This window comes from Devosia sp. Micro-HW1 (assembly GCF_056341075.1).
Map to the genome: position 1 here is coordinate 3,602,852 of NZ_CP094375.1, position 20,822 is coordinate 3,623,673.

The 20,822-nt window shown below is 63.0% G+C and carries 20 protein-coding genes; 14 read left to right on the forward strand and 6 right to left on the reverse strand.

Going from position 1 to position 20,822, the window contains the following annotated elements:
• The first annotated feature begins 53 nt into the window (after window positions 1–53).
• Together MQW79_RS17355 and MQW79_RS17360 are read left to right on the forward strand one after the other, a co-directional pair.
• Window positions 54–1,787, forward strand: a complete 1,734-nt coding sequence (locus tag MQW79_RS17355) for a tetratricopeptide repeat protein (RefSeq protein WP_476585729.1) — start codon at window positions 54–56, stop codon at window positions 1,785–1,787.
• A 6-nt stretch (window positions 1,788–1,793) separates the two neighbouring features.
• Window positions 1,794–2,672 (forward strand): 4-(cytidine 5'-diphospho)-2-C-methyl-D-erythritol kinase, encoded by an 879-nt coding sequence (locus MQW79_RS17360; protein ID WP_476585731.1) that lies wholly within the window; start codon window positions 1,794–1,796, stop codon window positions 2,670–2,672.
• A 57-nt stretch (window positions 2,673–2,729) separates the two neighbouring features.
• On the opposite strand, the gene MQW79_RS17365 is transcribed toward MQW79_RS17360, so the two are convergent.
• On the reverse strand, window positions 2,730–3,749 hold the full coding sequence (locus MQW79_RS17365) for a polyprenyl synthetase family protein (protein WP_476585732.1): 1,020 nt from the start codon (window positions 3,747–3,749) through the stop codon (window positions 2,730–2,732).
• A 198-nt stretch (window positions 3,750–3,947) separates the two neighbouring features.
• Here MQW79_RS17365 and MQW79_RS17370 point away from each other — a divergent pair, with 198 nt between their 5' ends.
• From MQW79_RS17370 to MQW79_RS17385, 4 genes are all read left to right on the forward strand, one after another.
• The gene (locus tag MQW79_RS17370; protein ID WP_476585734.1) at window positions 3,948–4,622 is read left to right on the forward strand and encodes a tRNA1(Val) (adenine(37)-N6)-methyltransferase; all 675 of its coding nucleotides are present in this window, start codon (window positions 3,948–3,950) and stop codon (window positions 4,620–4,622) included.
• Window positions 4,623–4,669: 47 nt separating this feature from the next.
• Window positions 4,670–5,509 carry a S49 family peptidase gene (locus MQW79_RS17375; RefSeq protein WP_476585736.1) on the forward strand — a complete coding sequence of 280 codons (840 nt, stop codon included), beginning with the start codon at window positions 4,670–4,672 and terminating at the stop codon, window positions 5,507–5,509.
• Window positions 5,510–5,517: 8 nt separating this feature from the next.
• The gene (locus tag MQW79_RS17380; protein WP_476585737.1) at window positions 5,518–5,751 is read left to right on the forward strand and encodes a hypothetical protein; all 234 of its coding nucleotides are present in this window, start codon (window positions 5,518–5,520) and stop codon (window positions 5,749–5,751) included.
• A gap of 75 nt (window positions 5,752–5,826) precedes the next feature.
• The gene (locus MQW79_RS17385) at window positions 5,827–6,729 is read left to right on the forward strand and encodes a glycine--tRNA ligase subunit alpha (protein ID WP_476588260.1); all 903 of its coding nucleotides are present in this window, start codon (window positions 5,827–5,829) and stop codon (window positions 6,727–6,729) included.
• 15 nt (window positions 6,730–6,744) lie between these two features.
• Here MQW79_RS17385 and rnk read toward each other — a convergent pair whose 3' ends face one another.
• The gene (gene rnk, locus MQW79_RS17390) at window positions 6,745–7,152 is read right to left on the reverse strand and encodes a nucleoside diphosphate kinase regulator (RefSeq protein ID WP_476585738.1); all 408 of its coding nucleotides are present in this window, start codon (window positions 7,150–7,152) and stop codon (window positions 6,745–6,747) included.
• Between the two features lie 302 nt (window positions 7,153–7,454).
• Between rnk and MQW79_RS17395 the strand changes: the two genes are divergently transcribed.
• The 4 genes from MQW79_RS17395 (at window position 7,455) to MQW79_RS17410 (ending at window position 13,175) form a co-directional block, all read left to right on the forward strand.
• Window positions 7,455–8,012, forward strand: a complete 558-nt coding sequence (locus MQW79_RS17395; RefSeq protein ID WP_476585739.1) for a LemA family protein — start codon at window positions 7,455–7,457, stop codon at window positions 8,010–8,012.
• A gap of 124 nt (window positions 8,013–8,136) precedes the next feature.
• Entirely contained in the window at window positions 8,137–10,041 is a 1,905-nt protein-coding gene (locus tag MQW79_RS17400) for a DUF2207 domain-containing protein (protein WP_476585740.1), read from the forward strand.
• A 57-nt stretch (window positions 10,042–10,098) separates the two neighbouring features.
• Window positions 10,099–12,123: a glycine--tRNA ligase subunit beta gene (glyS, locus tag MQW79_RS17405; RefSeq protein ID WP_476585741.1), complete on the forward strand. Its 2,025-nt coding sequence runs from the start codon at window positions 10,099–10,101 to the stop codon at window positions 12,121–12,123.
• 71 nt (window positions 12,124–12,194) lie between these two features.
• On the forward strand, window positions 12,195–13,175 hold the full coding sequence (locus MQW79_RS17410) for a DUF808 domain-containing protein (RefSeq protein WP_476585742.1): 981 nt from the start codon (window positions 12,195–12,197) through the stop codon (window positions 13,173–13,175).
• A 6-nt stretch (window positions 13,176–13,181) separates the two neighbouring features.
• Here MQW79_RS17410 and rnhA read toward each other — a convergent pair whose 3' ends face one another.
• From rnhA to ispH, 3 genes are read right to left on the reverse strand one after another with little or no spacing between them, the layout of a single operon-like run.
• On the reverse strand, window positions 13,182–13,652 hold the full coding sequence (gene rnhA / locus MQW79_RS17415; protein WP_476585743.1) for a ribonuclease HI: 471 nt from the start codon (window positions 13,650–13,652) through the stop codon (window positions 13,182–13,184).
• Window positions 13,645–14,169 (reverse strand): GNAT family N-acetyltransferase, encoded by a 525-nt coding sequence (locus tag MQW79_RS17420; RefSeq protein ID WP_476585744.1) that lies wholly within the window; start codon window positions 14,167–14,169, stop codon window positions 13,645–13,647. Before MQW79_RS17420 ends, rnhA begins: the two co-directional genes overlap by 8 nt.
• A complete protein-coding gene (gene ispH / locus MQW79_RS17425; RefSeq protein ID WP_476585745.1) occupies window positions 14,166–15,137 on the reverse strand; it encodes a 4-hydroxy-3-methylbut-2-enyl diphosphate reductase in 972 nt (323 codons plus the stop codon). Before ispH ends, MQW79_RS17420 begins: the two co-directional genes overlap by 4 nt.
• 120 nt (window positions 15,138–15,257) lie before the next feature.
• On the opposite strand from ispH, the gene MQW79_RS17430 reads away from it, so the two are divergent.
• From MQW79_RS17430 to MQW79_RS17445, 4 genes are all read left to right on the forward strand, one after another.
• Window positions 15,258–17,528: a putative PEP-binding protein gene (locus tag MQW79_RS17430; protein WP_476585746.1), complete on the forward strand. Its 2,271-nt coding sequence runs from the start codon at window positions 15,258–15,260 to the stop codon at window positions 17,526–17,528.
• An 83-nt stretch (window positions 17,529–17,611) separates the two neighbouring features.
• Window positions 17,612–18,166 carry a hypothetical protein gene (locus MQW79_RS17435; RefSeq protein ID WP_476585747.1) on the forward strand — a complete coding sequence of 185 codons (555 nt, stop codon included), beginning with the start codon at window positions 17,612–17,614 and terminating at the stop codon, window positions 18,164–18,166.
• Between the two features lie 270 nt (window positions 18,167–18,436).
• Window positions 18,437–19,603, forward strand: coding sequence for a cell wall hydrolase (locus tag MQW79_RS17440; RefSeq protein ID WP_476585748.1), 1,167 nt, complete (start codon window positions 18,437–18,439; stop codon window positions 19,601–19,603).
• Window positions 19,604–19,697: 94 nt separating this feature from the next.
• Entirely contained in the window at window positions 19,698–20,396 is a 699-nt protein-coding gene (locus MQW79_RS17445; protein ID WP_476585750.1) for a DUF2306 domain-containing protein, read from the forward strand.
• Here the strand turns inward: MQW79_RS17445 and MQW79_RS17450 are convergent.
• Complete coding sequence (locus MQW79_RS17450) at window positions 20,368–20,820, reverse strand: hypothetical protein (RefSeq protein WP_476585751.1); 453 nt, start codon at window positions 20,818–20,820, stop codon at window positions 20,368–20,370. The two genes, MQW79_RS17445 and MQW79_RS17450, sit on opposite strands and share 29 nt — an antisense overlap.
• Between the last annotated feature and the right edge of the window lie 2 nt (window positions 20,821–20,822).

Sequence of the window (20,822 nt, forward strand, 5' to 3'; positions counted from 1 at the left end):
ACAATCTTTGCGCCCAACGCAGCCGGTATCGGCAACGGGAGAATTTGAGCAACGTGACCCTGCTTTCCAGAAGACCTGCATCACGCCTTGCAATGGTGGCCCTGCTTGCGCTGCTCGCCACGCCATTGGCGGCGCAGACGAGCACGACCAGTTCCGTGCAGCAGGCCGCACAGGATATGCTCAGCCTGTTCCGGCCCAGCGTCACCGGTTCCTATATGGCTGGACAACAGGCGCTCAAGGATCTGCGGACCGATGAGGCCGCCCGCTACCTCTGGAGTGCGGCACAGGGGGATTGGGACAATCCCATCATGGTCGAGCGGGCTTTCGTCGCGCTGGCAACTGATGGCCAGATCGGCCGTGCCGCCTCCACGGCCCGCCACATGCTCGAGCTGGATGCTGAAAACGAACTGGCCGAACTGGTGGTAGCCACGGAGGCCCTCAAGGAGCGCCGCTACGCTGCGGCTTCGCGCCAGTTGGCGGAGATTTCCCAGGACAGTTTCAGCGGCATTACCGCCGGCATCCTGCGGGCCTGGGCCTTGGTCGGCGATAACAGGGGCGACGAAGCGCAGGCGCTGATGGAAGAGCTCGGAGCGACCGGCCTCGAAGATTTCCTGGTTTTCCATCGCGCTCTCATGGCCGAGGCGGCAGGCGACACCGACCTGGCGCTCGAACTGGCCGAAAGGGCCTTCAATGCCGAGCCGTTCGTCGCGCGCATGGCCGAAGTCTATGCCCGCATGCTGGCCAATTCCGGTGATTTCCAGGCGGCCAAGGACGTCATCGACGCTTTCGAAGCCGACGGCCTGACCCATCCCATCATCGACCTCGTCAGCGATGCGGTTGACGAAGGCCGCCGTCCGGGCTTGTTTGCCGCCAATGTGCAGGTCGGCGCCGCCGAGATGTTCCACGGCATCGGCATAGCGCTGGCGCGCGATGGCAGCGCTGATCTCGCCCTCGTCTTCCTGCGCCTGGGCGTCTATCTCGATCCAAGCGCCGACGTGATTTCGCTGGCGCTGGGGCAGTTGCTGGATGGTGCCGGTCAGCACAATACGGCCAATGCGATCTATGACGCGGTCCCCGCGAACTCACCGCTCAAGCCGATGGCCGTGGTGCGCGTGGCGCAGAACCTCGACGCCGTGGGCGATCGTGACGAAGCCATTCGCCGCCTCAAGAACATCGTCGCCACCGGTCCGAATGATCTCGATGCCGTATCGGTGCTGGGCGACCTGCTGCGCTACGACGAGGATTATCTCGCGGCCGCCGACGCCTACGGCAAGGCCCTTGAGATCACCGGTGGAGAAGGCGCGACCGACTGGCGCTTCTACTATGTGCGCGGCATTGCCTTCGAACGGGCCAAGGAATGGCCCAAGGCGGAAAAGGACTTCCTCAAGGCACTCGACCTCAATCCCGATCAGCCGCAGGTGCTTAACTATCTCGGCTATAGCTGGATCGACCAGGACATGCATCTGGAACGGGCGCTGGAAATGATCGAAAAGGCCGTCGAGGCGCAGCCCCAGGATGGCTACATCATCGATTCGCTGGGATGGGCCTTCTACAAGCTCGACCGCATGGACGAAGCCGTGGAAACCCTGGAACGTGCGGTCATGCTGCTGCCCAATGACCCCGAAATCAACGACCATCTCGGCGATGCCTACTGGAAGATCGGGCGCAAGCTGGAAGCGCGCTTCCAGTGGAATATCGCCAGGTCGGTGGACAGCATCGGCAATGTGGCCGAGCGTGTCGCACCCAAGCTGGCCGATGGGCTGACCCCCGCTACCGAAACCGAATAGTCGCTGATGGGGCAAGCCACGTTTGAGGCAGCGCCGGCCAAGATCAATCTGGCGCTGCATGTGACGCGTCGGCGTGAGGATGGCTACCACGACCTAGAGAGCCTGATCGTCTTTGCCGATATTGGCGACGACCTCGAGGCGGAAGTCGCCGACGCGGACAGCCTGACCATTTCGGGGCCCTTCGCCGCCGGGCTTGGGGCGGGGCCAACCAACCTGGTCTTGCGCGCCGTCTCCGCTTTTCGGCAGCGCTGGCCGGAACTGGCGCCAGCCGGGCTCAGGCTGCATCTGGTCAAGAACCTCCCAGTGGCGTCTGGTATTGGCGGCGGCTCGGCCGATGCGGCGGCGGCCCTGCGCATCATGGCCGCCTTGTCCTCGGCGCCGGTGCGGGTCTCTCAGTTGCTCGATCTGTCGGCGGGCCTTGGCGCTGATGTCCCGGCCTGCCTCCTGTCCCGGCCGCTGGTTGCGCGGGGCGTGGGCGAAATCCTCTCGCCACTTCCGCATTTCCCGCAGCTCTACATCACCTTGATCAACCCCAAGGTGCCGGTTTCGACACCAGATGTGTTCAGGCGACTGCGCGCGCATGACAATTATCCGCTACCGGCGCTCCCCGAGCCGCTGACGCGCCCCGCGCAACTTGGCCTCTGGCTCAACGAAACGCGCAATGACTTGCAGCCGCCGGCCATCAAGCTTGTGCCCGAGATCGGCGTCATCGTCGATGAACTGGCCGAGGCGCCCGGCGTGATGCTGTCGCGGATGTCCGGCTCTGGCGCCACCGTGTTCGGTCTTTTTGGATCGCAAGGGCAGGCCCACGATGCTGCCGGCCAGATGCGACGATTGCACCCCGATTACTGGGTCGGATCAGCGCCGTTGCTGGGAATTTCCTGACCCATCCAATCTCCCCAAAAGAAGGGGAACCGGGTGGGGATTCAGCTTTTGAAGAATTCAGCTGGCGCGGCTGACCGAATGGAGCACAACGTCGGCCAGAATGGACTTCATCTCGCTCTCGGGCAGGGCCGAGAGGGCGGCGATGGCGGCGCGGGCATGGTCCTGCGCTTTTTCGAGCGTCTTGCCCAAGGTGTCATAGTGATTGAAGATCGCCACCACCTGGTGCACTTCGAGATCGGTGGCCTCGGCCTTGCCCAGCGCCGAGGCGATGATGGAGCGCTCGCTTTCGGTCGCCGATTGCAGCGCCAGGATCACCGGCAGGGTCATCTTGCCTTCGCGTAGATCGTCACCGACATTCTTGCCCAGCGTGCCGGACTGTCCACCATAATCGAGTGCGTCATCGACCAGCTGGAAGGCATTGCCAAGCTCCAGCCCATAGAGCGCCAGGGCCTTCCTCCCGGCCTCGTCGGCACCGCCGGACATGGCGCCCACTTCGCAGGCAGCCTCGAACAGCACGGCGGTCTTGGCGCGGATCACTTCGGCATAGTCGGCTGCGGTCGTGTCGAGGTCGCCGGTCTTGGCGAGCTGGAACACCTCACCTTCGGCCATGACCGCAGAGGCGGCCGACAGCACGCCGAGTGCGTCCACATTGCGCGTCTCAACCATCATCATGAAGGCTTGGCCGAGCAGGAAGTCACCCACCAGGATCGAGGCCTTGTTGCCCCACACCATGCGGGCGGCCGGCTTGCCGCGACGCATATCGCTCTCGTCCACGACATCATCATGGAGGAGCGTGGCATTGTGCATGAATTCGACAGCGGCGGCGAAATTGACGGCGCTGCCGTTGCCCTTGCCGAACAGGATCGCCGCGGCAACGGTGAGCATGGGCCGAAGGCGCTTGCCACCGCTGTCTATAAGATAGCGGGCAAGCTCGGGGACCATGTCGACGTGGCTATGGGCGCGATCGAGGATCAGCGCATTGACGCGCGCCATATCATCCGCCGTGGCGGCCATAAGCCGCTCGACCGGGTTCATCGCTGGCGCTTCCTTGATCTGGGGCAGAACTGACACCGCCATAAAGTCCTTGTTGCCTTGCCTGGCAAATCGGGTTGAGACCGTCATGCGCGCCCTTTAAGGTCGCACGAAATCAGCCATCCGGGTGCGATGTCCCTAGACCAGCCAATTGAGTTTGTAAAACACCAAACCGTCACACGCGACGCCTTTTTAGGTGGTCGGCTCACTCTGTCACAACCCCGCAACGGTTTTCGCGCCGGCATGGACAGTGTGCTTCTGGGTGCGGCCGCGCCGGAGGATAGCGAGAGCCTGCTCGATCTCGGTGCCGGCGTCGGCACCGCCGCTCTGGTCGCGCTGGCGCTCGGCCGCGCCCGAAGGGTAGATCTCGTGGAGCGGGACGGGCCGACAGCAGAGCTCGCCAGGGCCAATCTCGCGGACAATGGCTTTTCCACGCGCGGTCGTGTTCTGGCGCTCGATATAGCCGCCAAGGCCAGCGAGCGTCGGGCTGCTGGGCTGCTCGACAATGGCTATGATGTCGTCATCGCCAATCCGCCATTCTTCGAGGCAGGGCAAGGCACGCTGGCCCCGGAAACCGCGCGCGCCGATGCCAGGCACATGGCGGCTGAAGGTCTCGACCTCTGGTTGCGCTGCGCCGCCGGCTGCGCGAGGGCCAACGGGGCCGTGGTGGTCATCTACCCCGCTCAGGGTCTTGCCGCTCTGCTTGCCGCCTTCGATCAGCGCTTCGGCGCGATCACCATCCTGCCGCTGGCCTCGCGGCCCGGTGGCGAAGCCTTGCGGGTTCTGGTGCGCGGCTCCAAGGGCTCGCGGACACCCTTGCGCCTCTTGGCGACCCGCAGCATGCACGGGGCTGACGGCAATGGCTTCGCGCCGGAATTCGATGCCGTTTTCCGGGGGCAGGTGGCACTCGACTGGTAATCGGGTCGGGCGGTAACTAAATGCACAGCTAGTCGACCGGAGTGAACATGTCCGAAGCCCCCGCCAAGCGCAACTGGATGAGCCGGATGATGCGGCGCAAGACGACGATCCCGGTCGTGCGCCTGCACGGCGTCATTGCTGCCGAACAGCGTCCTGGCCGGCTCAATATTGCCTCGGTTGAGCCCCTGCTCGCCAAGGCCTTTGCCATGAAATCGGCGCCGGCCGTCGCCATCGTCATCAATTCGCCCGGTGGCTCGCCGGTGCAGAGCCGCCTGATCTCCAAGCGCATCCGCGATCTTGCTGATGAGCACAACAAGCCGGTCCTGGTCTTTGTCGAGGATGCCGCCGCCTCGGGAGGCTACTTCATCGCCGTGGCGGGTGACGAGATTTTCGTCGATCCTTCATCGATCATTGGCTCGATCGGCGTCATCATGGCGACCTTCGGCTTTGTCGGAGCGATTGACAAGCTGGGCATCGAGCGGCGCGTGCATACCGCCGGCCGCAACAAGTCGACGCTCGATCCCTTCCTGCCCGAAAAGGCGGAAGATGTTGAACGCATCAAGCGCTTTGAACTGGAGATCCATCAGGTCTTCATCGATCACGTGAAAGCCGGTCGGCGCGGGCGCCTCAAGGCCGACGACGATACTCTGTTCACCGGCGAATGGTGGACCGGGCTCAGCGGAATCGAACTGGGTCTTGCCGATGCCGTGGGAGACCTGCATTCCGTTCTGCACGAACGCTACGGGCCGGACGTGCAGATCAAGGTCATCACGCCGAAACGCCCGCTGCTGGCTCTGCCTCGGCTGGGCTTCTCCGCACAGGGCGTGGTAGATGAGGTTGCCAATTCGCTTGATGAGCGCGCCTGGTGGGCGCGCCTCGGTCTTTAGGGTCTTCGATGCTGCTGCGTATTCTGCTTTTTGCTGGTCTCGCCATCTTCGTCTATCTGGGCATTCGTCGCATCTGGAAGGACTGGTCGAACAAGTTCAATCAGGATGCCGAAGAGGCTAAGCGTCTCGCCCGCGAGCGCGACAAGCTCGAACGTCAGCAGCCAGACGTGATTGACCTCAAGCGTGGTGACGACGGCACGTATCGGCCGCAGGGTAAGGATGACGCCGACAAGCGCCATTGACCGCTTGGGCCTGCCAAACTAGAGGTTTGTCCCGCATATTGCAGGACAAATCAGATGACCGACCGCCCCGCCCATATGGACCCGAAGAATTCCTTCCAGGGTCTGATCCTGACCCTTCAGCAGTTCTGGGCCGAGCAGGGTTGTGTCGTATTGCAGCCCTATGACATGCAGATGGGCGCGGGTACCTTCCACACGGCGACGACACTGCGCGCTCTTGGTCCCAAGCCCTGGAAGGCCGCCTATGTGCAGCCCAGCCGCCGGCCCAAGGACGGGCGCTATGGCGAGAACCCCAATCGACTGCAGCACTATTATCAGTTTCAGGTGATCCTCAAGCCCTCGCCCGACAATATCCAGCAGCTCTATCTCGACTCGCTGGCCGCCATCGGTCTCGACCAGTCGGTGCATGACATTCGCTTCGTCGAGGACGATTGGGAAAGCCCGACACTGGGTGCCTGGGGTCTCGGCTGGGAATGCTGGTGCGACGGCATGGAAGTTTCCCAGTTCACCTATTTCCAGCAGGTCGCCGGCTTTGAATGCTCGCCGGTGCCGGGCGAAATCACCTACGGCCTCGAGCGCCTCGCCATGTATGTGCAGGGTGTCGAGAACGTCTACGACCTCAATTTCAACGGCCGCGAAGGCGCTGAAAAGGTCACCTATGGCGAGGTCTTCCTGCAGAACGAGCAGGAATCGTCGAAATACAATTTCGAGGCCGCCGACACCGACATGCTGTTCCGGCACTTCGAGGATGCGGAAAAGGAGTGCCGCGCCATCCTCGCCAAGGGCGCGGAGGGCAACCGGCAGACCATGGCGATCCCGGCCTATGAGCAGGTCGTGAAGGCTTCGCACAATTTCAACATGCTCGACGCCCGCGGCGTGATCTCGGTCACCGAGCGCCAAAGCTACATCCTGCGCATTCGCGAACTGGCCAAGGCCTGTGGCGAAGCCTGGCTGCAGACGGCAGGCGGCGGCGCGGAGTAACCGCGCCGCTTTTCGTCAGGCGACCACCGGCGCCTCGACGCTGAGAATGGTCAACTTGTGGCGCTTGTCGGCGCGGTCGCGCCAGGTGATGGACTGGCCGGCTTTGAGGCCGATCAGGGCCACCCCAACCGGGGTCATCACCGAGATGCGACCCTGTTCGATATCGGCGTCGACAGGATAGACCAGCGTCACCGTCTGTTCGGCGCCGTCATTGGTCTGGTAGCGGACTCGGGACCCCATGCGAACGACGCCCTCGGGGAGCTTGTCGTCGGCAACCACCCTGGCGCGGTCGAGCTCGGTAAGCAGAACTTCGGCCAGGTCAGGATTGCGGTCGAGGCCAGCCTCGCCCAGCGCATAAAGCTTGGCGTGGTCGGACTTGCCCAGGGTGAGGGCAGGGGTAAGGTCGCGCCTGATTTCAGTCATTTCTTGTTGTCCTTGTAGAAAAGCGCAGCGGCGCGAGTTTCGCGCACGCAGAGTAGATTGTTTGGGATTGAACGGCGCCGAAGATCGGGATGCGACCTGCCTCGAGCCCTAAACAGGCTCCGGCGTGAGCGTGCCTAGGGCATCTATCCTTCGAGGATGATGGTGCAGCGGTGGGTCGGGCGCGTGTTCATGGTTGAAAGCTAGGGATTGATGCCCGCAAGGTCAAGTCCACCCTGTGTGCGCCGTTGCAAAGGCCCGGGCAAACTGCCAGTCTCCGGTCACATCGCTTGAGGGAGCGCATCATGCTTGGTTGGGTCATTCTTGCTCTGGTGGCCGGTGTCGTCGGCTATGGCATCGTCATCTACAACAGCCTGGTGTCCAACCGGCAGATGGTGCGCGAGGGCTGGTCGGGCATCGATGTGCAGTTGAAGCGCCGCACCGATCTCATCCCCAACCTGATGGAGACCGTGAAGGGCTATATGGCCCATGAGCGCGAGACGCTGGACGCCGTGGTCAATGCTCGCGCCAGGGCCACCAGCGCCGCCGCATCCGGCCCAGCCGCACGCGCCCAGGCCGAAGGCGAACTCTCCTCGGCGTTGGGGCGCCTGCTGGCGGTGGCCGAGGCCTATCCCGACCTCAAGGCCAATACCACCTTCCTCGAATTCCAGACGGCGCTGCAGGGCGTCGAAGACGAAATCCAGATGTCCCGGCGCTACTACAATGGTGCGGTGCGCAATCTGAATATCCAGGTTGAAAGTTTCCCCTCCAACCTCATCGCCAATGCCTTCAAATTCACTCAGGAAGAGTATTTCGAGCTGGAGAACGAGGCAGACCGTGCTGTGCCGCAGGTGAAGTTCTAGGAACCCCCTGGTCATGCACGGCGTCATTCTCGCGCAAGCGAGAAGTCCCGGATTGTAACTCCACCCGCCAACAGGGATTCCCGCTTTTGTGGGAATGACCCGGTGGAATAGCTGGACCATCGCAATGTCACTGCTGTCTCGGTTCCTCGCCGCATTCACCCTGGTGCTGATCCTCGCTGCGCCCAGTCTGGCGCGTGAGGAAATCCGCGCCTTCGCCAGCGACGTGCAGCTGCGCACCGATGGCTCGGTAGACGTCCTCGAAACCGTTGATGTCAATTCCGAGGGTGTGGACATCAGGCGCGGCATCTATCGCGATATTCCGGTGACCATGCTGGGCCCGACAGGCAACAAGATCCGCATCGATCTCGACGTGACCGCAGTGACACGCAAGGGCAAGCCGGAGATGTTCCGGGTCGAGCGCATGGGCGATTTCCAGCGCATCTGGATCGGCGATCCGGATGTCCTTTTGCCCTATGGCGAGCATCGCTATACCATTTCCTATTCCATGGAGCGCATGGCGCGCCCGACTGCCGACGGCAGCGGTGACGAGCTTTATTGGAATGCCACAGGCAATTACTGGGCTTTCCCCATTCTTTCCGCTGTGGCGCGGGTGCGCCTGCCCGATGGTGCGGTCATTGATGATCTGGCGGGCTATACCGGCCCGGCAGGCTCGACCGAACAGGCGGTGACCATCACCCGCGAAAGCGACACGAGTGCGATATTCCGTAGCCAGCGGGCGCTGGGGGCGGGCGAGGGCATGACCATTGCCGTCTCCTTCCAGAAGGGCATCGTTACCTATGCCGCGGGTGTCGACGCGCTGCTGCAGAACGTCTCCGACCTGCGCGATGTGTGGCTGCCGATCCTGGGCGCCCTTCTGATTCTCGCATACAATTTCATTGCCTGGACCCGCGTCGGACGCGATCCACCCAAGGGCACGATCATTCCGCTGTTCCATCCGCCGCGCGACTTCTCTCCGGCGCTCACCCATTTCGTACACCATTGGGGCTTTGCCAATTCCGGCTGGACGGCAATGACCGCGGCGATCTTCAATCTGGGGGTGAAGGGTCTCGTCACCATCAGGAATCCCGACCAGACGCTGACCGTATCGGTCACAGGCAAGCAGCCGGAAGCAAAGCTGCCGGTGGGCGAGCAGGTGCTCTTCTCCTACTTTGAGGGGCGACGGTCAGTGACCTTCAACAAGGCCAATGGCAAGGACCTGGGCACCAAGCGCGGCGAATTCACCTCGGCCATCGAGAGCGAAAACCGCAAGATCTGGTTTAACCACAATTGGGGCTATGCGATCGGCGGCTTCATCCTCGCCGCCAGCATGATCGTGCTGATGGTACTTTCGGGTGTGCTCGAGCCGATCTGGCTGTTCGCTGCGGTCTTTGGCGGCGCGCTGCTCGGCATTCTGGGCGGTGTCATCTACAACATGGTGCGCCATGGCGGCTGGCTGCAAAGGGCCTTCTTTGCTGTCTGGGCCTGCATTTTTGCCTTCAATCTCGGAGGCGGCGTGCTCGATACCTTTACCGGATTGTCCATCAATACAGCGGTCATCGCCGCCGGCTCGATGGTGCTGACCTGCATCGTGTTCACGGTATTGATGCGCGCGCCCACCATCCAGGGCCGCAAAGTCATGGACGAGATCGAGGGCTTCAAGCTCTATCTCGAAACCGCCGAGCGCAACCGCCTCAACATCGTCAACGAGCCGCCAATGACAGTTGAACGCTTCGAGCGCATCCTGCCCTATGCCATTGCGCTGGACGTGGAAAAGCCCTGGAGCGAGCATTTCGAGGCAGAACTGGCGCGCAACGCGTCACCCGACAACCAGACCAGCTATTCGCCGGGCTGGTATTCGGGTGGTCGCAGCTTCGATACCGGCAACCTTTCGCGCACCATCAGCTCGGCTTCGGCGGGTATGGCGGCCGCCATGGTCGCGGCCCAACCGGTGCAGGCCAGCTCATCCGGCTCGAGCGGCGGCGGCTTTTCGGGGGGCGGTGGCGGTGGTGGCGGCGGCGGCGGCTGGTAGACAAGCCAGCGCCCCCACGCTAATCACGCACACGCCTTCTCTTTCCGGTTCAAGACCATGCCCGAACTCCTGCTCGAACTTTTCTCCGAGGAAATCCCCGCCCGCTTCCAGCGCCGCGCGGCGGAGGATCTCAAGAAAGCCGTCACCAACGCTCTGGTCGATGCGGGCCTGGTCTATGAGGGCGCCAAGGCCTTCGTGACGCCGCGCCGTCTGGCGCTGTCGGTCTCGGGCCTGCCGGCTCGCTCGCCCGATACGCGAGAAGAAAAGAAGGGCCCCAAGGTCGGCGCGCCGCAGCCCGCCATTGACGGTTTCCTGCGCGCCGCAGGGCTAAGTTCGCTCGACCAGGCCAAGGTCGAAAGCGACCCCAAGAAGGGCGATTTTTACGTGGCGCTGATCGAGAAGCCGGGCGCCGATGCGGTCGACCTGCTGTCCGCCATCCTGCCCAGGGTGATGATGGATTTCGGTTGGGCCAAATCCATGCGCTGGGGCTCGGGGAGTTTCAACTGGGTGCGCCCGCTGCGGGCCATCACGGCGACGTTCGGCACCGAAAATGACGAACCCGTGGTCGTGCCCTTCGCCGCTGCCGGGCTGAACGCGGGCCAGACCACATTCGGTCACCGCTTCCTCTCGCCGGGCGCGATCAGGGTGAAGCGCTTCGAGGATTATTCCGTGGCGCTCGAACGCGCCAAGGTCGTGCTCGACATCGATCGTCGCAAGGACATCATTCGTACCGACGCGGACAATCTCGCCTTCGCCCAGGGTCTCTCCGTCATCCATGACGAAGGCCTGCTCGAGGAAGTCGCCGGGCTGGTCGAATGGCCCAATGTGATGATGGGGTCCTTCGACCCGGAGTTCCTGAACCTTCCGGAAGAAGTCATCATCGCCACGATCCGCGCCAACCAGAAGTGCTTCTGCCTGCGCGATGCACAGGGCAAGCTGGCGCCCAACTTCATTATCACCGCCAATACCATTCCCGCCGACGGCGGTGCCGTGGTGATTTCCGGCAATGAGCGCGTCATTCGCGCGCGGCTTTCGGACGCCGCCTTCTTCTATCAGGGCGACCTCGCCATTCCGCTCGAGCACGGCCTGCCCAAACTCGAGGACATGGTGTTCCATGCCAAGCTGGGCAGCCAGTTCGCCATGGTCGAGCGCCTCGTCCACCTGGCCGCCGAAATCGCCCCCAAGGTCGGCGCTGATGTCGCGCTGACCAAGCGCGCTGCCATGCTCGCAAAGGCCGACCTTGTCACCGGCATGGTCGGCGAATTCCCCGAATTGCAGGGCCTCATGGGCCGCTACTATGCAACCGCCCAGAAGGAGCCTGCCGCCATCGCGACGGCACTGGAAATGCACTACAAGCCGCTCGGCCCGTCCGACCGCGTTCCGACCGAGCCGGTCTCCATTGCCGTGGCGCTGGCCGACAAGCTCAACGTGCTCTCCGGCTTCTGGTCGATCGACGAAAAGCCCACCGGCTCGCGCGACCCGTTCGCGCTGCGTCGCGCCGCTTTGGGTGTTATCCGCATCATCACAGGGAACAACCTGAAGTTCCCGCTCGATGTCGAGCCGGACCTCCTGGCCTTCTTCCATGATCGCCTGAAGGTGACGCTGCGTGATGCCGGTGCCCGTCATGATCTGGTCGATGCCGTCATTTCAGCCGACAGCAACGACATCCTGCAGATCACCCAGCGCGCCGAAGCGCTCTCGACACTGCTCGCTACCTACGACGGGGCGAACCTCCTGGCAGGTTACAAGCGCGCCGCCAATATCCTTTCGGCCGAGGAAAAGAAGGACGGTCGGGCCTATGCCGGCACAGTCGATCAGGCCGCTCTGAAGCTGCCGGAGGAGACCGCACTGGCCTTTGCCGTCGATGCTGTGCACGCCGCCGTGGCGGCGCATGTCGGCAAGGATGACTACAAGGGCGCCATGGCTGAACTGGCGACGCTGCGCGCCCCGGTGGATGCCTTCTTCACGGCCGTCCTGGTCAACGACGCCGATCCGACCGTGCGCGCCAATCGCCTCAACCTCTTGGCCCGCCTGCGCGACACCATGCATCTGGTGGCCGACTTTGGAAAAGTCGCCGGCTAGCCTTTCCGGCAAATTGGAACCGCGCGGGGTCTGCGCGGTTTCCCACTGCACTTGGGTTCTGGGGCTTTGCCATGTCTGTCGGACTGATCGCACTCCTTGATGACGTCGTCAGCCTCGCCAAGGTGGCGGCTGCGTCGCTGGACGATGTGGCCGGGCAGGCCGCCAAGGCCAGCGTCAAGGCCGCTGGCGCGGTCATCGACGATGCTGCCGTGACCCCGAGCTACGTGTCGGGCTTCGATGCCAATCGCGAATTGCCCATTATCGGGCGGATCGCCTGGGGCTCGGTCAAGAACAAGATCCTGTTCCTGTTGCCGGCTGCCTTGTTCCTGTCGCTGTTCCTGCCCTGGCTGATCACGCCGCTATTGATGATCGGCGGCGCCTATCTTTGCTATGAGGGCGCCGAAAAGGTCTTCCACCTCTTCGCGCCGCATGCGGCCGAACATCACGAGGAAACAATCGAGCATACGGCGCTCGATCCCGTCTCGCTCGAAGAGCAGAAAGTGGCCGGCGCCATCAAGACCGACTTCATTCTCTCCGCTGAAATCATGACCATCATTCTCGCGGCCATCGAGGTGCCCGACTTCTGGACCCGTGCCGCCATTCTGGCTCTGGCCGGTGTTGGCATTACCGCCGGCGTCTATGGCGTGGTCGCAGTAATCGTGAAGGCTGACGACGTGGGCCTCTGGTTCGCCAAATCCGGCCGCACTGGCCCCGGTCGCGCGTTTGGTCGCGGCGTCGTTCGCTTCATGCCGTTCTTCATGCAGGGCCTCAGCCTTGTTGGAACGGCCGCCATGACCTGGGTCGGCGGCAGTATCATTGCCCATGGGCTCTATGAATTCGGCGTTTCCGGTCCTGAGCATGTCATAGAAGCTGCCGCCCATTGGGCTGAGCTCACTTTTCCCGCCATTGCCGGCGTCGCCGGATGGATTGCCACGGCGCTGGTGGATTTTGTAATCGGCCTGGCGCTGGGTGCATTGCTGATCCCGGTCGTGGGCCTGGTCATCAGCCCGGTCTGGCGGACTATCAAGACCCTGTTGCCCAAGCGGGCCTGATCTTTATCAAACCGGTGGCGTCAATCCCGCCGCCTTCTTGCCCTTGAACGGTGCCATGCCTTCGCGGGCGAGCTCATCGGCGCGCTCGTTCAACTCGTCCCCGGCATGACCCTTGACCCAGTGCCACTTGATTTCGTGGCGCTTGGTCGCCTCGTCCAGCGCCTGCCAAAGCTCGACATTCTTGACCGGCTTTTTGTCGGCCGTCCGCCAGCCATTGCGCTTCCAGCCGTGAATCCAGCTCTGCACGCCATTCTTCACATATTGGCTGTCGGTATGGAGATCGACCGTGCAGGGCCTGGTCAGCGCATTCAGCGCCTCAATGGCGGCGGTCAGTTCCATCTTGTTGTTGGTAGTCAGCGCCTCGCCGCCCTTCAACTCCTTGCGGTGGGGGCCGAACTGAAGGATCGCGCCCCAGCCGCCGGGCCCGGGATTGCCCGAACAGGCGCCGTCGGTATGGATAATGACGCTGTCAGCCATGGGCAGGCCGCCTATAGATATGAAATTGGCAGGTGAGTCCGTTCGGCTCGGTGTCGACATGCGTCTCTTCCATGCCGATCTTCCTGAGGACGGTGAGGGAAGGCGTGTTTCTGGTGTCGGCAAAGCCGATGAAATGCGAGGCGCCGGTTTCCCGGAAGATCCAGTCCCGCAGCCCTGCCGCCGCTTCCGTCGCATAGCCCGCCCCGTGATGCTCCTCGAACAGGGCGTAGCCTATTTCGGGTTCACCAGTGGGGGGATAAATGCCAAAGCCGGCGCGGCCGATGAATTGTCCATCGGCCTTCCGGGTCAGGCGCAACTTGCCCAACTGCCGTGTCTCGAACAATTCGATCCAGACCCGCAGGGCGCCCTCTGCCTGCTCTCGCGTCCAGGGAGCGCCGCTCACTGTCAGGTAGCGCGACACGTTGGGATTGCCATGCAGGGCGACGAGATCGTCCAACTGGTCGATCCGCCAACCTGACAGGACCAGTCGCTCCGTTTCGAAGAGGACCAGGCTCATCGACCCGATGCCGCTTCAAGATTGCGCAGTACACGGGGAATGTTGAAGGCGATGTTTTCCTCGGCCGTGGTCTTGGTCTCGACCTTGACCTCATAGCGCGCCGCAAAGGCGTCGATCACTTCCTCGACAAGGCTTTCCGGCGCCGAGGCGCCGGCGCTGACGCCGAGCGAGGTGAGATTGCCATAGAGCGACCAGTCGATCTCGCTGGCTCTGTCAACCAGCGTGGCGACCTTGCACCCAGAGCGCAGCGCGACTTCGACCAGGCGTTGCGAATTGGACGAGTGCGGCGAGCCGACCACGATCATTGCGTCGACCAGCGGCGCTACGGCCTTGATCGATTCCTGCCGATTGGTCGTGGCGTAGCAGATGTCTTCCTTGTGCGGGCCGTTGATGGCGGGGAAACGGGCGCGCAGGGCCGCAACGATTTCGCGCGTGTCATCGACCGACAATGTGGTCTGGGTCACGAAGGCCAGTGTCGAGGGGTCCCTGGGGGTGAAGGCATCGGCGTCGGCGACCGTTTCGATCAGCGTCACGGCACCGTCCGGCAGCTGACCCATCGTACCGATCACTTCGGGGTGACCGGCATGGCCTATCAGTACGATCTCGTGGCCTTCCTCGAAATGGCGTGAGGCTTCCACATGCACCTTGCTCACCAGTGGGCAGGTCGCGTCGAGGAAGAACATGTTGCGCGACCTGGCATCTGCCGGAACGCTCTTGGGCACGCCATGGGCAGAAAACACCACCGGCGCTTCGGTCTCGGGGATCTCGTCCAGTTCCTCGACAAACACGGCGCCCTTGGCCTTCAGACCCTCCACCACATATTTGTTGTGCACGATGGCGTGGCGCACATAGACCGGTGCGCCATATTTCTGGAGCGCCAGCTCCACGATCTGGATCGCGCGGTCAACGCCGGCGCAGAATCCGCGCGGTGCGCAGAGCAGAATGTCGAGATGCGGCCTTTTTTCCATGCCAGATCAGATGCTTTCAGTGCCTTCTCAAGTCAAGTGCTGTTGCAGCCAGGGCAGGGCATGGGCAATATGCAACTGGTAGTATGACCAAGGCGGTTTCAGGTGAGTTTGGCGCAGGAAATGTTTGCGATTGCCCCGGCAACGGGGAAGGCGAACCTCAGCGCTGGTCAGCTGAAGCTCCTGTCGGGCAAGGCGCGCTGGATATTCCGGGTCGGCGAAGCTGGCTTCCCCACCGTTCCCACCATCGCCATCACCCGTGCTGCCTGGGACGAGTTGCAGGCCGAGCGGGGCCGCAAGGATACGCGCCTGCGTACCCATTGGGTGGCCTGTCTTTACAAACTGGTCTCCAAGGATGGGCCGCCGCCAGTCCTGGTGGTGCGTACTTCCGCCGCAGCGCACAATAGCGGCCTGGCGCCCGCCAAACTCGGTATTGCTGCGCCGGCAGCGCCGGAAGATTCAGTCGACCCCGCGCGTCCCCTTGCCAGGGCCATCAAGCAGGCTTTCGAGAGTTACGGCTTTTTCGGCCGCGGCTGGACAGGGCCGCGCCACGAGGACGATCGCGCCCGGCAGATCGTCCTGATCCAGGCGCTGGCTGGCGGCGAGGTCGAGCAGTTTCTGACCCGAAATGCCACGACCGGTCAGCTGGGCCCAGCGCCGCTCGCCGGCGGCGCCTTGCCGCGACTGCCGGCCGAGGTACACGCCCTTATCGAACTGCTCGATGCCAAGGCAGGCCGCCACATGGCGTGTCTCGTGGCTATTGATCGCGGCAAGGTCACCTTTCTTTCGGCGCGCCCGGTGCAGGCCAGTGCAGGCGCGGAACTCGAAGCCGCCGTTGATCGTGTCGAGCGCAAGGTATGGACGCCGCAAGGCGCCGTATCGCGTGTCGATGCGAGCCGCCTTGCGCTCATGCTGCATCCACGTCTCAAATCGCCCGAGGAGGCCACGCCAATTGCCACCGGCCTGGGCGTCTCGCCGGGCGCTGCCACGGGTACGATCACCTTCAACCCCGATGACGCCGCCCGCCTCAGGGCCCGCGGCAAGCATTGTATCCTCGTCGTCAATGAAACCGGTCCTGCCGACATTGAAGGCATGAAGGCAGCCACCGGCATCCTTACCGCTCGCGGCGGCATGTCCAGCCATGCCGGCGTCATCGCCCGCATCACCGGCAAACCCTGCGTGGCAGGGGTGCGCAGCCTGAGCGTCGATGCGACGGAAATGGTCTGCCGCATCGGCGACCGCGAGTTCCGGGCCGGTGACCGCCTGACCATTGATGGCACCGACGGCTCCGTCTATCTCGGCAATCTCCCCCTGGCGCAGCCGCAGATCGGCGGCGCCATCGGCAAGCTGCTCGGCTGGTCCGACGCGAGCCGCACGGTGGCTGTCCGCACCAATGTGGAAACGGTGGAGTCGGCGCAGACCGCCCTGGCTTTTGGCGCCGAAGGCATCGGTCTGGCCCGTTCCGAGCACATGTTCTTCTCACCCGAACGCATGGTCGCGCTCCGGCGCATGATTCTCAGCGAGGATGAAGATGCCCGCGCCAAGGCCCTTGCCGGCCTCGTAGACTACCAGACCGGCGACTATTCGGCGCTGTTCACTGCCATGCGCGGCCTGCCCGTAACGGTGCGGCTGTTCGACCCGCCGTTGCATGAATTCCTGCCGCGCACAGATGAAGAAATCGAGGAAACGGCCGCATCGCTCGGCGTGGCGGTGCGTGCGCTGCGCATGCATCTTGAACGCATTTCCGAGATCACGCCGATGCTCGGTCACCGCGGCGTGCGCCTTGCCATTACTTATCCCGAAATCCTGCAGATGCAGATGCAGGCGGTCCTGGCTGGCGCCCGCGCCGCCAGCGAGCGGCAGGCCGAGCCGGTTATCGTTGAGGTGATGGTGCCCTTCGTGTCCACGGCAACCGAAGTCGCCTGGATCCGCGAGCGGGCTTTCGCCATGCTCGAAAATTCCGGCCTGACACGCTCGGATCGGGTCAAGTTCTCCTTCGGCACGATGATCGAGCTGCCGCGCGCTTGCCTGCGCGCCGGCGACATCGCCTCGATGGTCGATTTCATTTCTTTCGGCACCAACGATCTGACGCAGACGACCTTCGGCATTTCGCGCGACGATGCGCCGGTGTTCCTCGCCGCCTATCAGCGCAAGGGCATCTATGAGCGCGATCCCTTCGTCAATATCGACGAAAAGGGCGTGGGCGAAATGATCGCCATTGCCATTGCCAGGGGCAAGGCGGCCAATCCACGGCTCAAGATCGGCATATGCGGCGAACATGCCGGCGACCCGATTTCGCTCCAGTTCTTTGCCGGGCTAGGCGTGGACTATGTGAGCTGCTCTCCATATCGTGTTCCGGTTGCCCGGCTGACCTTGGCGCAGGCTTCGGCTTAAATAACGGTCATCGCACACCTATATGGTGTGTATGGTTGGACCGTCGCGCTGAAGCGCGGCATTCGGGAAGGGGCAAAGCGTTCGTGAAGAGTCTGGTATTGGGTCTGGTGCTTCCACTCCTCATGGCGACACCTGCGCCGGTCCTGGCGCAGTCGGGCGCTGACTGCGCTGCCATCGGCGGCGATGTCGAGCGGCTCGCTTGCTACGACGGTCTCTTCCGCACCAGCGGCGATGCGACCTCGGCGGTGAGTGTGACACTGGAATCCGAACAGTTGATCCCTGCACGCCCCACGGGCCGCGCTCCAGCGACCATCACGGTCTCCTGTGAGGCAGACGAGCTGACGGTCGCCTTTGCCTTCGCCGGCAACACCATGTCGGCGCTCGGCCGCGATACCGGCATTACCTTCCAGTATGATCTGGCCCGGACACGGTCATCGACGCTGCCGGTCAATGCCGACAATACCGCCATCCTCATCGACAATACCGGGGACACTCTCGCTTTCATCGATGCGATGCGGGGGGCCACCAACCTGACTATACGCGTTACGCCAGCCAGCACCCGCTCGCTGTCGGTACGCTTCCGTGTCGATGCCTTCGCGCAAGAAGTCGCGGCCATTGCAGCCTCTTGTGGCCAATAAGTCACAAAGCCAATATGCCGCACCGAAATGATGGAACCGCCCCAAGTGCGCCATATCTGCGCCCTGTGAGCGCCCCATCCCGCATTTACTCAGCGCTAACCTTAATAACCGATCATCACGATCAGCGGCATTTGGGCGTCACATTTGCCGAGCGTAGTTCGTGTTGCGTAACGTTGAGTAAGAGTAATGGCACTTTCCCACCGGCCAGTGGCGCGCACGCGTCCGGTCAGAGCGGTTAGCGGAGGCTCGCGCCTCACCAAAACGTTGGCAATGGCGTTCGTCGCCCCTGTTGCATATATCTGCCTGGCTGGCGCAGCCGTAGGCCCCGGTTCCGCGCCTCTTGGCGATGCGGGTCTCCCCAATCAGGATCAAGCCGTTGCAGTTGCTGTCGCCAAGGCAAGCCTGACCTATTCTGGCGTCGATCCGGTCATTACCGGCTCCGTCAATCATCTGTTCGAAAGCAGCAGCTTTACCGGCCCCAATCGCGCCGAAAAGACCGATCGCGTTCGCCCCGTTGCAGACGCCGTGGCAATTTCGGAGAGCTTCCAGGAAGCGCGCATGCAGATTGCCGCGCTGCGGGCACCGGTCGATCCCGCGGCCCTGTCGCAGTCGAGCATTGCCCAGGTTGACGCCGAAGAGCCCGTCGAGGCCGGTCCGCGCATGTCTGTCGCGGCACTTGGGCCGGTCTCCACTCCTGGCGCTGCGACCGGCGTCGAAGGTCCACGCATGTCGACTGCCTCGCTCTACGCGCCGGCTTCGTCCGGAACGGCCGACGCTCCTGCCGCGACCGCCACTGCAAATGAGGCCGGTGAAGAGCGCGTCGAAGTTGCCGCGGTTCATCCCAACGCTGCCTCTGCGCTCGACGCCATTGCTCGCATCGCGCCCAAGACCGAAGGCGAGACCCTGACTGACGTGACGATGCCCGTCTCCGTCCCCGAACAGCTCGCTTATGCCCGCGCCAATACGCCGGCCACGGGTGGCGCTGCTACCAATGGCATGGCTACGGGCGACGCCATGAACGTGTCCGACAAGGAACTCTGGTGCCTGGCCACCGCCATCTATTTTGAGGCGCGCGGCGAGACCTATCGCGGCCAGGTGGCCGTTGCCCAGACCGTGCTGAACCGGGTGAAGGACCACCGCTATCCCGACACGATCTGTGGTGTAGTGTTCCAGAACCAGCACAAGCGCAACGCCTGCCAGTTCTCCTTTGCCTGTGACGGCATTCCTGAGACCGTGACCGAGCGCAAGCCCTGGGTCCAGGCCGAGGAAATCGCGTCCAAGATCACCAAGGGCGAGATCTACCTGACCGAGGTTGGCGACGCGACCCACTATCATGCGACCTATGTCAGTCCAGACTGGGCGCCCCGCATGACTAAGGTAACCCAGGTTGGCCTGCACGTCTTTTACAAGTTCAAGCGCGGTTGGCTCTTTGGCTAACATGCGCTAGCGCATAAGCACTCGACAATTTTGTGCAATTTCGCATGGCGACTTTCCGTGGTTGTTCTGGCAACAGACAACACGGGAGGCCGCCATGTCCATTTTGAAGTCCAGATTTGTTGGCTGGCCGACACTGGCTATTCTGATCCTGCTGGGCTTTTTGCCGGTGCTCGCCGGCATTGGCCGCATGGTCATACGATTTGGAGATATCGGCGCCACCACAGAAATGGTGGCCGACACATCCCGCTTCTTCGACATGCCCGCGGTTGTCATCACGCATGTTGTCGGCGGGGGCCTGTTCACGCTGATCGGTGCGCTGCAGTTCTCCTCAAAACTGCGGCAAGGGCCATGGCATCGGGTGTCGGGGCGGGTGATGGTTGCGGCAGGTCTCGCGGCAGCTCTGTCGGCACTCTGGCTGACGCAATTCTACCCTCATCTGGAGACTGAGGGGCCGCTGCTCTACTGGTTCCGCCTCGCGGCGGGCCTGGCCATGGTGTGGTTTCTGCTCCAGGGTTACCGCAGTGCCCGGCAGCGCCGCTTCGACCAGCACCGGCCGCACATGATGCGGGCCTATGCACTGGGCCTCGGCGCCAGCACGCAGATGCTCATAGGCATTCCATGGATGCTGCTGTTCGGCACGCCTACGCCCATCGTCGCGGACCTCTTGCTCGGCGCCGGCTGGGTCATCAACCTCGCCGTCGTGCAGTGGATGCTGCGGCCCCGGAAATTCGACGGCCGCACCAGAGTGCCGGTTTTGGACGAGCCTAGTATTGCGAGCGGCCCGAAAGTCTGACGATCGAGTTGCCGGATCGGCTGGAGTAGCTGTACCAGCTCCCGTTGGTCCAGAAGCGCATCCAGTTCCTGCGGCCTTCTGTCACTTCCTTCACGTCGATGCCCGGATACTGGACATGGCGTGAGGTCAGGCCATCGGTCGAATAGGTGCCGGTCGCCGTAGTGGTGATGCTCACGTAGGTGACTTTTCCGGCCTCGATCTTCTTAACCGTGGCGGTTGAGATCGGATCGGTGGAGACCCAGTCGGCATACTCGACTTCGTAGTCCCGCCCGTCAAACTTCACCAGCTTGTCCGTGTCGAAGCCGGCAGGCATTTCATCGGCCATGACCTCGAGGACATAGCCGGGTCCTATTGCAGCGAGGGCCGTGGCACAGACGGCACCAAGGGTCATGCCAAGCAGCATAAGGCGGGTCGGCGGAGTCATGG

What these genes read in the sequence shown, in the direction of transcription:
- ispH (WP_476585745.1), bottom strand. Translation starts at nt 15,137, where the DNA reads ATGGAAAAAAGGCCGCATCTCGACATTCTGCTCTGCGCACCGCGCGGA.
- MQW79_RS17400 (WP_476585740.1), top strand. Translation starts at nt 8,137, where the DNA reads ATGTCACTGCTGTCTCGGTTCCTCGCCGCATTCACCCTGGTGCTGATC.
- MQW79_RS17410 (WP_476585742.1), top strand. Translation starts at nt 12,195, where the DNA reads ATGTCTGTCGGACTGATCGCACTCCTTGATGACGTCGTCAGCCTCGCC.
- MQW79_RS17445 (WP_476585750.1), top strand. Translation starts at nt 19,698, where the DNA reads ATGTCCATTTTGAAGTCCAGATTTGTTGGCTGGCCGACACTGGCTATT.
- rnhA (WP_476585743.1), bottom strand. Translation starts at nt 13,652, where the DNA reads ATGGCTGACAGCGTCATTATCCATACCGACGGCGCCTGTTCGGGCAAT.
- MQW79_RS17385 (WP_476588260.1), top strand. Translation starts at nt 5,827, where the DNA reads ATGGACCCGAAGAATTCCTTCCAGGGTCTGATCCTGACCCTTCAGCAG.
- glyS (WP_476585741.1), top strand. Translation starts at nt 10,099, where the DNA reads ATGCCCGAACTCCTGCTCGAACTTTTCTCCGAGGAAATCCCCGCCCGC.
- MQW79_RS17440 (WP_476585748.1), top strand. Translation starts at nt 18,437, where the DNA reads ATGGCGTTCGTCGCCCCTGTTGCATATATCTGCCTGGCTGGCGCAGCC.
- MQW79_RS17420 (WP_476585744.1), bottom strand. Translation starts at nt 14,169, where the DNA reads ATGAGCCTGGTCCTCTTCGAAACGGAGCGACTGGTCCTGTCAGGTTGG.
- MQW79_RS17365 (WP_476585732.1), bottom strand. Translation starts at nt 3,749, where the DNA reads ATGGCGGTGTCAGTTCTGCCCCAGATCAAGGAAGCGCCAGCGATGAAC.
- MQW79_RS17395 (WP_476585739.1), top strand. Translation starts at nt 7,455, where the DNA reads ATGCTTGGTTGGGTCATTCTTGCTCTGGTGGCCGGTGTCGTCGGCTAT.
- MQW79_RS17375 (WP_476585736.1), top strand. Translation starts at nt 4,670, where the DNA reads ATGTCCGAAGCCCCCGCCAAGCGCAACTGGATGAGCCGGATGATGCGG.
- rnk (WP_476585738.1), bottom strand. Translation starts at nt 7,152, where the DNA reads ATGACTGAAATCAGGCGCGACCTTACCCCTGCCCTCACCCTGGGCAAG.
- MQW79_RS17380 (WP_476585737.1), top strand. Translation starts at nt 5,518, where the DNA reads ATGCTGCTGCGTATTCTGCTTTTTGCTGGTCTCGCCATCTTCGTCTAT.
- MQW79_RS17450 (WP_476585751.1), bottom strand. Translation starts at nt 20,820, where the DNA reads ATGACTCCGCCGACCCGCCTTATGCTGCTTGGCATGACCCTTGGTGCC.
- MQW79_RS17430 (WP_476585746.1), top strand. Translation starts at nt 15,258, where the DNA reads ATGTTTGCGATTGCCCCGGCAACGGGGAAGGCGAACCTCAGCGCTGGT.
- MQW79_RS17360 (WP_476585731.1), top strand. Translation starts at nt 1,794, where the DNA reads ATGGGGCAAGCCACGTTTGAGGCAGCGCCGGCCAAGATCAATCTGGCG.
- MQW79_RS17370 (WP_476585734.1), top strand. Translation starts at nt 3,948, where the DNA reads ATGGACAGTGTGCTTCTGGGTGCGGCCGCGCCGGAGGATAGCGAGAGC.